The 12,812-nt window shown below is 59.3% G+C and carries 13 protein-coding genes and 1 tRNA gene; 5 read left to right on the top strand and 9 right to left on the bottom strand.

The features are described from left to right. Positions 1–81 precede the first annotated feature (81 nt). From yghU to BLS57_RS15810, 3 genes are all read right to left on the bottom strand, one after another. Positions 82–957, bottom strand: a complete 876-nt coding sequence (gene yghU, locus BLS57_RS15800) for a glutathione-dependent disulfide-bond oxidoreductase (RefSeq protein ID WP_093743679.1) — start codon at positions 955–957, stop codon at positions 82–84. Positions 958–1,085: 128 nt separating this feature from the next. Continuing rightward, positions 1,086–1,226 carry a type B 50S ribosomal protein L36 gene (gene ykgO, locus BLS57_RS20155; protein WP_093743680.1) on the bottom strand — a complete coding sequence of 47 codons (141 nt, stop codon included), beginning with the start codon at positions 1,224–1,226 and terminating at the stop codon, positions 1,086–1,088. 62 nt (positions 1,227–1,288) lie between these two features. Next, positions 1,289–1,363, bottom strand: a tRNA-Val gene (locus tag BLS57_RS15810). A 146-nt stretch (positions 1,364–1,509) separates the two neighbouring features. On the opposite strand from BLS57_RS15810, the gene BLS57_RS15815 reads away from it, so the two are divergent. Beyond that, complete coding sequence (locus BLS57_RS15815; RefSeq protein WP_093743681.1) at positions 1,510–2,370, top strand: N-formylglutamate amidohydrolase; 861 nt, start codon at positions 1,510–1,512, stop codon at positions 2,368–2,370. Here BLS57_RS15815 and BLS57_RS15820 read toward each other — a convergent pair whose 3' ends face one another. Beyond that, the gene (locus BLS57_RS15820) at positions 2,371–3,624 is read right to left on the bottom strand and encodes a DNA polymerase IV (protein WP_093743682.1); all 1,254 of its coding nucleotides are present in this window, start codon (positions 3,622–3,624) and stop codon (positions 2,371–2,373) included. A 60-nt stretch (positions 3,625–3,684) separates the two neighbouring features. On the opposite strand from BLS57_RS15820, the gene BLS57_RS15825 reads away from it, so the two are divergent. Further along, positions 3,685–4,104, top strand: coding sequence for an NUDIX hydrolase (locus BLS57_RS15825; protein WP_093743683.1), 420 nt, complete (start codon positions 3,685–3,687; stop codon positions 4,102–4,104). 192 nt (positions 4,105–4,296) lie between these two features. Here the strand turns inward: BLS57_RS15825 and pyrF are convergent, their stop codons facing one another. Further along, the gene (gene pyrF, locus BLS57_RS15830) at positions 4,297–4,986 is read right to left on the bottom strand and encodes an orotidine-5'-phosphate decarboxylase (protein WP_093743684.1); all 690 of its coding nucleotides are present in this window, start codon (positions 4,984–4,986) and stop codon (positions 4,297–4,299) included. Between the two features lie 257 nt (positions 4,987–5,243). After that, on the bottom strand, positions 5,244–5,558 hold the full coding sequence (locus BLS57_RS15835) for an orotidine 5-phosphate decarboxylase (protein ID WP_093743685.1): 315 nt from the start codon (positions 5,556–5,558) through the stop codon (positions 5,244–5,246). 367 nt (positions 5,559–5,925) lie between these two features. On the opposite strand from BLS57_RS15835, the gene clpB reads away from it, so the two are divergent. Then, complete coding sequence (clpB, locus tag BLS57_RS15840; protein ID WP_093743686.1) at positions 5,926–8,541, top strand: ATP-dependent chaperone ClpB; 2,616 nt, start codon at positions 5,926–5,928, stop codon at positions 8,539–8,541. A gap of 54 nt (positions 8,542–8,595) precedes the next feature. Here the strand turns inward: clpB and BLS57_RS15845 are convergent, their stop codons facing one another. From BLS57_RS15845 to BLS57_RS15855, 3 genes are all read right to left on the bottom strand, one after another. Then, entirely contained in the window at positions 8,596–9,192 is a 597-nt protein-coding gene (locus tag BLS57_RS15845) for a poly-gamma-glutamate hydrolase family protein (protein WP_093743687.1), read from the bottom strand. 48 nt (positions 9,193–9,240) lie between these two features. Beyond that, positions 9,241–10,191 (bottom strand): class II glutamine amidotransferase, encoded by a 951-nt coding sequence (locus BLS57_RS15850; RefSeq protein ID WP_093743688.1) that lies wholly within the window; start codon positions 10,189–10,191, stop codon positions 9,241–9,243. 141 nt (positions 10,192–10,332) lie between these two features. Next, positions 10,333–10,767, bottom strand: a complete 435-nt coding sequence (locus BLS57_RS15855) for a DUF302 domain-containing protein (protein ID WP_093743689.1) — start codon at positions 10,765–10,767, stop codon at positions 10,333–10,335. Positions 10,768–10,891: 124 nt separating this feature from the next. Between BLS57_RS15855 and msrP the strand changes: the two genes are divergently transcribed. Both msrP and msrQ read left to right on the top strand, forming a co-directional pair. After that, complete coding sequence (msrP, locus tag BLS57_RS15860; protein WP_093743690.1) at positions 10,892–11,797, top strand: protein-methionine-sulfoxide reductase catalytic subunit MsrP; 906 nt, start codon at positions 10,892–10,894, stop codon at positions 11,795–11,797. A 76-nt stretch (positions 11,798–11,873) separates the two neighbouring features. Further along, entirely contained in the window at positions 11,874–12,506 is a 633-nt protein-coding gene (gene msrQ / locus BLS57_RS15865) for a protein-methionine-sulfoxide reductase heme-binding subunit MsrQ (RefSeq protein ID WP_208597588.1), read from the top strand. The last annotated feature ends 306 nt before the right edge of the window (positions 12,507–12,812 follow it).

The raw sequence follows: 12,812 nt of genomic DNA on the forward strand, positions 1-12,812 counted from the left end.
AACAGATTTACGGGAGCTGTGCAACCAATTCTGATAAATTTAGTCAGAAACCCCCGACCGACCGAGCCGGGGGTGCCGTAATCAGCCTTTATCGACGATTTTATCTTGCGTTTTCGTATCGAAATCGCTGGCGTTATGCCGCTCATGCAATTGCATCGACAGATCATCGCCAAAGGCGCGGTTGACGATCCGACCGCGTTTGACCGCAGGGCGGGCGTCAATCGCCTTGGCCCAACGCATGACGTTTTCATAAGAGGTCACATCAAGGAATTCAGCCGCGGAATAGAGCCGTCCGAGGACCAACTGGCCGTACCAGCTCCAGATCGCCATATCTGCGATGGAGTATTCATCCGCGAAATATTCGTGATCGGTCAAGTGTTTGTCCATTACGTCAAGCTGGCGTTTGGTTTCCATGGTGAAGCGGTTGATCGGATACTCAAACTTCTCCGGTGCATAGGCGTAGAAGTGACCAAAGCCGCCGCCGAGGTAGGGCGCGCTGCCCATTTGCCAGAAGAGCCATGACATCGCTTCGGTGCGACGCGCGGGGTCTTTAGGCAAGAAGTCGTCAAACTTCTCGGCCAGATGAAGCAGGATCGAGCCCGATTCGAATACGCGCTGCGGCGTATCGCCGGAGCGGTCCATCAGGGCCGGAATCTTGGAGTTCGGGTTTACCTCTACAAAGCCCGAGCCGAACTGATCACCCTCGGAAATGTCGACCAGCCACGCATCATATTCCGCGCCCTTGTGACCGGCAGCCAGCAATTCCTCGAACATAACCGTGACTTTGACCCCGTTGGGGGTCGCCAGCGAGTAGAGCTGGAAAGGATGCTCGCCCACCGGCAGTTCCTTGTCATGGGTCGCCCCGGCGATGGGCCGATTGATGCTGGCGAATTTGCCGCCGCTTTCGGCGTCCCATTCCCAAACCTTGGGCGGTGTGTATTCGGAAGAGTCCGACATGCTGGTATTCCTTGTTATTCGGGTCTGCTTTGTAGTTGGGGCTTTGTGCAGGTCTTGCAACCGCTAAACCACAACGAAAAAGGCCGCCCCAAGAAGGAGCGGCCTTTAAAATCGAATTGCTGCAAGTCTCAGCCCTGACGGGCTTTGAACCGGCGCTGCGTTTTGTTGATGACGTAAACGCGGCCTTTGCGACGCACAACACGGCAATCGCGATGCCGATTCTTGAGCGAGCGGAGCGAATTGCGAACCTTCATAGGTGGTCTCCTCATGTCGTGGCGCGGGCCAGCGCCTGGGTTGCGGGCAACCCGCCAAAGACGGGTCGGTGAATAAATGGTGGGCGATACTGGGATCGAACCAGTGACCCCTTCGATGTCAACGAAGTGCTCTACCGCTGAGCTAATCACCCACTTTTTAGCGTTTCAAAACCGGCCCCAAACAAAAATGGGGCGCGAAATTTCGCGCCGTTCGGGTCCTATAAAAGGAGTCGGCGGGAGGATCAAGGGCTTTTGACCCAGAATAAACACGCTATGTTCGATCGTAGAGGGATTTATCATGCCAATGACCGCCTACGAAGTTCTCCGCCCCGATCGCAACCTGTCTTGCGTGGTCTTTGCGTCGCCGCATTCGGGGCGCGATTATGCGGGGTCTTTCCTGCGGCGCACGGTGTTGGACGAACATGCGATCCGCTCGTCCGAGGATGCTTTCGTTGACCTTCTGTTTGATTGCGCACCGCGTTTTGGGGCCAGTTTCATCCGGGCCGGGGCGCCAAGGGCCTTTATCGACCTGAACCGCTCGCCCGAGGAATTGGACCCCGCAGTGATCGACGGTGTGGCCCGGCAGAGCCATAACCCGCGGGTAGCCTCGGGGCTTGGTGTCATCCCCCGCGTGGTGGCCAATGGCCGGGCGATTTATCGAGGCAAGCTGAGCCTAGGTGAGGCAGAGTTGCGAATCGAGCGCTATTGGCGGCCCTACCATGCGAAACTACAAGAATTGCTCAGCCAGGCGCATCGGCGTCACGGCCAGGCGGTACTGATTGACTGCCACTCCATGCCGCATGAGGCGATGGATGGTGTGGCACGCGGCGGGATGCGCCGCCCGGATGTGGTTTTGGGGGATCGGTTTGGTGCAGCGGCAAGCGGCGAAGTCGTGGACCGTGTTGAGGCGGCTTTCGCTGATGCGGGTTTTGTCGTGACGCGCAACTCGCCCTTTGCCGGAGCTTACATCACCCAAGCCTATGGCCGCCCGTCGCGCGGCCAGCATGCTGTGCAGATTGAGATCGACCGGGCGCTCTATATGAACGAACGGTTGATTCGTCCCAATGGTGATTTCGAAGCGGTTCAGGCGGCGTTGCAGCAGGTTGTGGCCGAGGTGGCGCAGATCGGGCAGGGGCAGATACCGCTCGCTGCGGAGTAATCAGCGCAGCGCCCGCCCTTTGAGAATCGCCTTTTCACCAAAACGGCTACGGATACTGTCAGCGGCCCGTTCCGCGCGCCCCCGTTGCGCGGCACCCGGATCAAGAAGATCGCCGCCCATGTCTGCGCCGTCTGCATTCGACAAATCGGACAGACCGACGCCAATCAGCCGGTAGTGGCTCCGGTGTTCCACTTGGTCAAAAAGCGCACGGGCGGTGCGGTAGATGCGGTCGGCCAGTTGGGTCGGGTCATGCAAGGAAATGCGCCGCGAGAGCAGCGAATGGTCAGCGCGTTTGAGTTTTAGCGTCACCACCCGGCCCGCCATCTCTTTGGCCTTAGCGCGGTCCGCGACCTTTTCTGCCAAGCGCCAGATGTGGCCGTCCAGAATCTCGGCGTCGGCTGTGTTGTCAGAAAACGTCGTCTCGTTGCTGATCGACTTCACCGGACGGTGGCGCGAGACACGGCGTTTGTCTTGGCCGCGGGCCAGATGCCACAGCCGGTCACCCATGCTGCCAAAGCGGGCGATCAGGTCGGTATGTTCCCACCGGAGCAGGTCCGAGAAGCTGCGGATACCGGCTTTGTCTAGGGCCGCCTGCGTGGCGGCGCCGACGCCCCAGATCATGCCGACAGGTTTGTCGCGCAAGAACGCCCCGGTCTCGGCCTCGCCAATCACCGAAAAGCCATGCGGCTTGTCGAGGTCCGAGGCGACTTTCGCCAGAAATTTGTTGTGGCTAAGCCCGATGGAGCCTGTGAGGCCCAATTCGGTCTTCATCCGTCTTACCAGGCGCGCCAGCATCACGGCGGGTGGTTTTCCGTGCAACCGAGCCGTGCCGGTCATGTCGAGAAAGGCTTCGTCCAGCGAGAGCGGCTCAATGGCGGGGGTCAGTTCCTCCATCATCGCGCGGATGGCGCGGGAGGCTTCGACATAGGCGTCCATGCGCGGTTTGATGATAACCGCGTCAGGGCAGAGTTTCAGCGCCTGAAACATCGGCATAGCCGAGCGCACACCGCGAATGCGCGCGACATAGCAAGCAGTAGAGACCACGCCGCGCCGTCCGCCACCGATGATGACTGGTTTGCCCGCCAGTTCGGGATTGTCGCGTTTTTCGACCGAGGCATAAAAAGCATCGCAGTCCATATGGGCGATAGAGAGATCGAACAACTCGTCATGCGACAGCACCCGAGGGCTGCCGCAGAGCGGGCAGCGCCGCGCGGCGGCGATCTCGTTCAAACAATCGCGACAGAGGGTGGCCATGGATACACCAAAAGGGCAGGGTTCGGGCGACGACTTTAACCAGAATGCGGGGGTTTGAACATGGGGTTTGATGGAGCCAAATTGGCGCTCTACCTCGGCGACCAGTTGGCGGTGATCCTGCGCGATGACCGTCCCGGATTGCTATTCCCCGGTCACTGGGATCTGCCCGGCGGCGGGCGCGAAGGAGACGAGACCCCGCTGGCCTGCGCGCTGCGCGAGTGTCAGGAAGAGTTGGGAATCGCGGTGCCGGAAGAGGCCGTGATCTGGCGGGCGCCTTTTGACGAGGCAGGGCGGACCAAATGGTTCTTTGTCGCGCGCCTGCCTGAAACGGCGACAGAGCAAATCGTCTTTGGCGACGAGGGGCAGCGGTGGACCTTGATGGCGGAGGATGAGTTCCTCAATCACCCTGACGCGGTGCCTGCTTTTCAGGATCGGCTAAAGGTCTATTTAGAAGGCGGTTCGGGTGAAGCTGAGCCTTGAAATAAAGGCCCCCCGCCTGCGTGAGCGGGGGGAGGTGACGAACATCAGGAAGAACCAGTTCGTCGGGGAGTATCACCTGAGTTCAACATAACACATTGCGCAGAATCGGCCTACGCAGGATCGCCCCTGTAAAGGCTTCGCAACACTAATGTGACGCGTTTGCTACAGCCTGAGCTTCTGGCATTGTTAACATTAGAGAATTTCTGCGAGCACGGCCCGTGCGGCGGCGGCAGGATCCTCTGCCTGCCAGATCGGACGGCCCACAACGATATGATCTGCCCCGTCCGCAATGGCCTGACCCGGTGTCGCGACGCGTTTCTGGTCCCCCAAGGCTGCACCTTGTGGCCGGACCCCGGGGGTGACGATCAGCTTGCCGCGGGCTTCGGGCAGGGCGCGGATGGCGGCGGCTTCTTGAGGAGAGGCGATTACCCCGTCGGCCCCTGCGTCAAGCGCCCGCCCGGCGCGGGTCTGCACCAGATCGGCAATGTCGCCCTGCTGGATCAGCGCCGCGTCCAGATCCGCGCGGTCAAGGGACGTGAGGATGGTGACGGCGAGGATTTTCATATTGGTCCCGGCAGCGCCCTGTTTGGCGGCAGCGACCACATGCGGATCACCGTGCACTGTAAGGAAATCAAGATCGAACTGCGCAAGTCCCCGCACCGCAGCCTCGACGGTCGCGCCGATGTCGAACAGCTTCATATCCAGAAAGATGCGCTTGCCGTGTTCTTGCTTAAGTTCATTGGCGAGGGCCAGACCGCCGCCTGTCAGCATGCCCAACCCGATCTTGTAAAAGCCCACGGCATCGCCCAGCTTTGCGGTCAGTTCGAGCCCAGCCACCGCATTGGGGACATCGAGGGCGACAATCAAACGGTCATCGGACATGCTGGGGCTCCTGCCATATTTGCAAACGGCTTTGACCTACGGCGTGCTGCCTGACAAGTCCATCGTTCTTAATCGGCGGGTCCGGTTTCACGCAGAAAAAAGGCCCGAACACGCGCGAGGGCGGGTCCGGGCCAAGTGTTCAGAGACTTAGCAGGCAGGCACTGGTCTCTGGTGTGCGGATCGCCACATCGGGACAGATGAGGTGGCGGCAGGTCCGCAGGTAACCGCGCGGCAGGCAGGCGCCGCGCGGAAAGGGGTCAGGCTGCGTCGCGACCGGGGAGGTGCATGACCTCTTCCAGCCAGCGCAGCGGATCGAAGCTGCGGCGTCCGGCCCGCTGTGCGGGGACGTGGCGCAGGACTTCGGAACTCAGGCCACGCTTCTGTGCGTGACGGCGAAGGGCTTGCCGGGTCAGGCCCTTGGCAGCATCTTCGAATGACATGGTGATAGGCGCTTCGATGGCGCAGGCGTAGCGGCGCTGCTGCTTGCCTGTCTGAACAGTGACAAGCGCTTCGAAACACTGATTGGCCGCGTTATAAGTGACATCTGTCATCTGAATGGGGCGCGTCTGCATCGTTTCACCTCTTGCGTTCGTTCGAACCGGGCAGGTTTTTGTGATTCCTGCTCTCGTCTGCTTGGTAAACGCCCAAAGGCGCAAAATGGTTTCAACTTTCTCACAGGAAATGTGGATAAAGTCGTATTGCTTAGTTATTACAGTAACATAGGCCGGTAAAAAAATTTGAAAATCTGCCTTAAATTCGCCTTATTGGCGGAAAATGACCGATTTCAATGTGCTACGTCGGCTATATTTTGCGCAGTTAGGTGAGGCTGTTGCTCTTGAACGGGACCGGATATTCCCCAAATTAATCCCGAGGCTCGGACCGCCGCGTGCCACTTAGTGGGCGCGGCACTTTGGAGCGCTTATTAAAAAGGAGAAGCCCATGGACTTGAGCAAGTTCACGGAAAGATCGCGCGGTTTCATCCAGGCTGCGCAAACAATCGCAACACGGGAAAGCCATCAACGTTTGGCGCCCGAACATCTACTCAAAGCATTGCTGGACGACGAACAGGGCCTCGCGCGCAATTTGATTGCCGCGTCTGGCGGTGACGGCGCGCGTGTTATGCAGGCTTTGGAGCTTGCACTTGGGAAGATTCCTAAGGTGACGGGCGATGCGGCGCAGGTCTATTTGGACGGCGCGACAACCAAAGTTTTGGCCGAGGCGGAGGCGCTGGCGAAAAAGGCGGGCGATAGCTTTGTCACCGTAGAACGCATCCTGACCGCGCTCTGCATGGTCAAATCTGGGGCGAAAACCGCGTTGGAAGCCGGCAAGGTGACGGCACAAGGTCTGAACGGTGCCATCAATGACGTGCGCAAAGGCCGCAAGGCCGACAGTGCCACGGCAGAAGATGGCTATGAGGCGCTGGAGAAATATAGTCTCGACCTCACCGCGCGTGCCGAAGAGGGCAAAATCGACCCGATCATTGGCCGGGACGAAGAAATTCGCCGCGCCATGCAGGTGTTGAGCCGCCGGACCAAAAATAACCCGGTGCTGATTGGTGAGCCGGGGGTTGGTAAGACCGCCATCGCCGAAGGCCTAGCCCTGCGGATCGTGCATGGGGACGTGCCCGAGAGCCTGCGCAACAAGCGCTTGCTGGCGCTCGACATGGGTGCGCTGATTGCGGGTGCGAAGTATCGCGGTGAGTTTGAGGAGCGGCTGAAGGCTGTTCTGACCGAGGTGACCGATGCCGCGGGCGAAGTCATCTTGTTCATTGATGAGATGCACACGCTGGTGGGGGCGGGTAAGGCCGATGGAGCGATGGATGCGTCGAACCTGTTGAAACCTGCTCTGGCGCGGGGTGAGTTGCATTGTGTCGGGGCCACCACGCTTGAAGAATACCGCAAATACGTCGAGAAAGACGCGGCCCTTGCGCGGCGTTTCCAACCGGTGATCGTGCAGGAACCAACGGTGGAAGACACCGTGTCGATCTTGCGCGGTATTAAAGAGAAGTACGAGCTTCATCACGGTGTGCGGATTTCCGACACGGCGCTGGTTGCGGCGGCGACGCTCAGCCACCGCTACATCACCGACCGCTTCCTGCCCGACAAGGCGATCGACCTGATGGACGAGGCCGCGAGCCGTCTGCGTATGGAAGTCGACAGCAAGCCCGAGGAGTTGGACGCGCTGGATCGGCAAATCTTGCAGCTTCAGATCGAGGCCGAGGCGCTGAAGAAGGAAGACGACACCGCATCGAAGGATCGTTTGGAGGCTTTGCAGAAAGACTTGAGCGATCTGCAGGACCGCAGCGCAGAGATGACGGCGCAGTGGCAGGCCGAGCGGGACAAGCTGGCCGGGGCGCGTGACATCAAAGAGAAGCTCGACCACGCGCGGGCTGATCTGGACATCGCCAAACGCGAAGGCAACCTCGCGCGCGCGGGCGAGCTATCTTATGGCGTCATCCCGCAGTTGGAGCGCGATCTTGAGGAAGCTGAAGGCCGCGAGGACGACATGATGGTCGAAGAGGCCGTGCGGCCGGATCAGATCGCTAGCGTGGTTGAGCGTTGGACGGGTATTCCGGCAGGCAAGATGCTCGAAGGTGAGCGCGACAAGCTGCTGCGGATGGAAGATCAGTTGCATGGCCGGGTGATCGGTCAGGGGGCTGCCGTGAAGGCCGTGGCCAATGCTGTACGCCGGGCCCGGGCTGGGCTGAACGACGAGAACCGCCCCTTGGGCAGCTTCCTCTTCCTCGGGCCAACCGGCGTGGGTAAGACCGAGTTGACCAAAGCCGTGGCTGAGTTCCTCTTTGACGATGACAACGCCATGGTGCGCATCGACATGTCCGAGTTCATGGAGAAACACAGCGTCGCCCGTCTGATCGGTGCCCCTCCGGGCTATGTCGGTTATGACGAAGGCGGTGTGTTGACCGAAGCGGTGCGGCGCAGGCCCTATCAGGTCGTGCTGTTCGATGAAGTCGAAAAGGCGCATCCGGATGTCTTCAACGTGCTGTTGCAGGTGCTTGATGACGGTGTGCTGACCGACGGTCAGGGTCGCACGGTCGACTTCAAGCAAACGCTGATCATCTTGACGTCCAACCTCGGTGCGCAGGCGCTGAGCCAGTTGCCCGATGGGGGCGACATGGCGCAGGCCAAACGCGATGTGATGGACGCGGTCCGGGCGCATTTCCGGCCTGAGTTCCTGAACCGTCTGGATGAGACGATCATCTTTGACCGTCTGGGCCGTGCGGACATGGACGGGATCGTCGATATCCAGATGGCACGTCTGCTCAAGCGTCTTGCGGGGCGGAAGATCACGCTTGATCTGGATGACGCCGCACGCAAATGGCTGGCGGATGAAGGCTATGATCCGGTGTTCGGCGCACGTCCGCTCAAGCGGGTGATTCAGCGTGTCGTGCAGGATCCGCTGGCTGAGATGCTCTTGGCGGGCGATGTGAAGGACGGCGATACCGTCACTGTTCGGGCCGGAGCTGATGGGTTGATTATCGGCGATCAAGTGGCCGCGTCCAACCGGCCCACGCCGGATGATGCAACGGTGCACTAAGCGCTAGACAATGAAGAGAAGGGCCGGGATTTTTCCGGCCCTTTTGCTTGGCCCTTACACCTTACTTGGGTCGGGTCCGCCTTCAAGAATGGCGCTTCGAACCGCCATACTGAATTTCTGCAGCTCGCCCCGATTATCCGCCAGCCTGTGCCGAAGCGAGCGCGGCAACTCAAGCTGCACCCCTTCGCCAGAACCGGTTCGATTGCAGATGTTCTGTTCATGGATCCCGGGCAGGGTTTCGTTTGGGGTCGCCTCAAATTCAGCGTCGCGAAGCGCGGCACCGATGCTTTCGCGCAGAGCAGTAGCGCGGCCGCCGAGCCAGACGGCATCCGTACCGTCATCCTTACGCCCATGGATCGCTACTGCGGTGAAAGACCTAGCAACCAGTTCAAGCGCCGTTGGTTCATCAAAACGATGCGACGTGATGTGGAAGTCACCATGCGCTCCGGGCTTGAGCGCCTCGAACGCATAGAATGAAAGGTCGGTCCCTGCGATGGCTTCGGCGATCTCTGCAGTCTCAGGCTCAATAGTACCCCCATGCGGCGCGAGGATCACGACGGGCGAGCCGCGATCCTCATGCCTGATGCGGTAGTCGACCTCTGCCTGCATAGCTGCGGCGAGGTCTGCGAATTTATGGTAACGATCGGCCATGGTCCCCCTTCTCCGCGAATGGCACATGCGTGTGCAGTATAGCGGCGCCTAGACGTCCAACTTGCTCACGCTTTTTGAGATGACCCCGTCTTTTCGCTCAAGGGCGACCATCTCGCCAAACTCGATATGAAGCCATTCGTCGCCATCTTCCGTCAGCGGTTCGGAGGCGAAAATGGCGGCTGTCGCTTCGCCTTCGGGGCTGGGGTCTACTTTGTAGGATTTCGCGTGATCTTCGAAGTTTTCGCCCAAAAGCAGATACATCGGCTCAAGCAACATGGAGAGGGCCATGTCATCTTTGCCCGGCGCGGAGGGGCGCAGAGACTTCCAGTCGCCGCTTACCTGTGTTTCCCCTTCATGGCCGCAGCCGTAGTTCACTCCGATAATCCGGTTCGGCGCGACCAAGGCGATCTTCAGTTTGGTCAGCGCAGGCAGATCGAGCTTTTTCATCGCCCCACAGATAACAGTCAGGAGCTTCTCGAACCCTTTCTTAACCTCCCCATCGCTATCTCCCTCTAAGAGCGAGAGAAGCAGGACAAAGAGAAACTCCGTGTCCGTGGTGCCCCGCATCTGCTTAAGGTAGCGGTCCTCGCAATGGGCGAGCAATTCTCGCTGCAGGATCCTCCAGTTCGGCAGGGCGCCATTCTGGGCGATGATCCAAGGCGTCCCGTCAAAGGAGAAGGGATGGCAATTCTCGTCTGCCTGCACGACGCTGGCGTCATAGCTTGATGCGCGGACATGGGCGAGCACCGTACTGCCTTGCAGGCTGGGAATGACCCCGGTGACGTTATCATCATAAAAGGCGGCCTTGGGCCGGTGATAGAGCAACGGTTTCTCTGGTTCCAGAAGATGGTCGCTCCATGCGCCAAAACCCCAGCCCGCCAATTGCAGGTCCGGGTGAAGCTCCGGATCAAGGCTTTGATTGATCAGGCTGTTCTCCGGCTCCAACAGCAGGCTCGTTAGCGGTATTTCCGGCCCGATATAGGCAAAGACGCGGCACATAGGTTCCCTAACTTGTTCAAACGTAGGCTAAGCAGATGCGCCGCCCCGAGGCGCGCACTTCCCAGGTCGTCTGCGGATGGTAGATCGCGCAGCTTGTTTTGGTAGGGGTGGTGCTTGGCTGGCTGGTGACGGTCGTTTCGTCTATTCGCCAATTGCCTCTTTCACGATCGCGTCCAGCAGGCTCTGCACTTCTTGCATCGGTCCCTCGGGGAAGGCGCGATAGCCGACGGTCACTTCGTCACCGTCCGGCAGTTGCATGACAAAGATGTCATAGGGGCAAAAGCCCACGTTCATCGGGTCCGCTTCCATCACCTTGCGCGACAGCGAGGCGGAGCAAAAGCTAAACACATCCGCCGCTTCAAACACCTTCACATCCGAGCCAACATCCGCGCCGGTACGGTCCAGCATCTCGCCGACATGGCTGACGTTTTCGGTAATCAGCCCTTGGTTCAGAATGGCATTCTCTACCCCAAAGGTGACGTCATCAAAACTTTGATCGGTGGTATAGGTGACCATTTCCTCGGCCTGCGCGGCACTGGCCACAAATGCAGCGGTGACTAGGATGAAACGATACATAAGACCTCTCCTCTGGATAACGGCGCCTGACATTCAGGTGTGCTGACTGAAATCCGGGTCAAAAGGATTTGGTGCAGCGCTGTGTGGGGCATACCTTCTATTAAGTATAGTAGGGAGCGCACAAATGGCCAATCGCTGGATCAATCGACTTCGGGACCGGGACGTCACTGATGAAGGTGTCTATCTGAACCGAAGGCAGATCATGGGTGGCGCGGCAGCAGGGATTGGCCTTGCGGGGCTAGGGCAGGGGGCTGCGGCGCAAGAGGCGCTTACCCCGAACGACTACGAGGACATCACACAATACAACAATTACTATGAATTCGGCACCGACAAGGGCGACCCCGCGAAATACGCGGGCGCGCTGACGACCAGCCCTTGGACCGTCACAATTGCCGGCATGGTAGACAGGCCCGGCGACTATGCCTTTGAGGACATCATGAAGGCGATGACCATCGAAGAGCGCATCTACCGCCTGCGCTGTGTCGAAGCATGGTCCATGGTGGTGCCGTGGAACGGGTTTGAACTGGCCGATCTGTTGAATATGGCAGGCGTGCAATCGGGCGCGAAATACGTGGCCTTCGAGACCGCCTACCGCCCCGAGGAAATGCCCGGCCTGCGCTTTCCCGTTCTGGATTGGCCCTACGTCGAAGGCTTGCGGCTGGACGAGGCGATGCACCCGCTGACCATCATGGCCACAGGCATTTACGGCAAGGACATCCCAAACCAGAACGGCGCACCGCTCCGCTTGGTGGTGCCATGGAAATACGGGTTCAAATCCATCAAATCCGTGGTCCGTATTACGCTGACCGACAAACAGCCCCCGACCAGTTGGAACAAGGCCGGGCCGCGCGAATACGGTTTCTATAGTAATGTGAACCCAGAGGTGAACCATCCCCGCTGGTCGCAAGCCGACGAACGCCCCATTGGCGGCGGTCTCTTCGCGCGCCGGGTGCCGACTCTGATGTTCAACGGCTATGAGGAAGAGGTCGCGCATCTTTACGAAGGCATGGACCTGACCGCGAATTTCTGATGGCGGTGACACTATATATGCAGGCCGAAATTCACCGCCACAATAACGCGCCGCTTTTACCATTTCAGGCCGTCCTATGACGCACCTGATCGACGCCGCTAACCGCTTTGCCCGCCGCATTCCCACCTGGACGGTCTATCTGGCATTGGCGCTGCCGATTCCGTGGTTCTTCTATCAAGGTCTGACCGGCAGTCTGGGGCGAGAGCCCATCAGGGCTTTGGAACATCTCTATGGCGCATGGGCACTGCGTCTATTGATCGCCGGGCTCACTATAACGCCCCTGCGTCGCTTCTTCGGTTTGTACCTGCTGCGCTTCCGGCGCGCCATCGGCGTCATGACCTTCGTCTACGTCCTTGCGCATCTATTGGTTTGGGCCGTGCTCGACGTGCAAACCTTAGAGCGGGTCTGGGCTGATATCCTCAAACGCCCCTATGTCACGATCGGTATGGCCGGTTTCCTCTGTCTGGTCCCTTTGGCCGCAACCTCCAACAATTGGTCAGTTCGCAAACTCGGCCCGCGATGGCGCAAGCTGCACCAACTAACCTATGTCGCGGCCGTTCTGGGGGCCGTGCATTACATATGGCTGGCGAAAGGCTTTCAGCTTGAGCCGGTGATCTACGCCGCGGTGATACTGGGACTGCTTGTGATGAGGCTCCGGCTGCGGAACGCGCGATTCCCTCAGAAGCGCCGGAGTCGGCTGACTCGATAGGCTGAATCGGGGCCTGGAGCAGCATGGGCTTGTGGATAACTGTTAGCGGTCACGCATCTAAGGCGAAGATATGCGACTGTGTATAGATATTCCCTAGGATTACCCTGTCTAAGATATTGATTTTTATATATCATTATAGAAATCGGCAAAATGCCGACAAAAGCTGAAAAAAGGGGTTGCGGGTCTGAGCCCATAACTCTAGAACCCCCCTTACCGGCGGCGCAGAGATGCACCAACGGGGCGCCAGACGGGGCGGACGGCAGCGGAGACGCAGACGGACGGTTCGGAAAGCGGATAAAAATTTAG

The sequence above is a fragment of the Sulfitobacter delicatus genome, from assembly GCF_900102535.1.
GTDB classification, from domain to species: domain Bacteria; phylum Pseudomonadota; class Alphaproteobacteria; order Rhodobacterales; family Rhodobacteraceae; genus Sulfitobacter; species Sulfitobacter delicatus.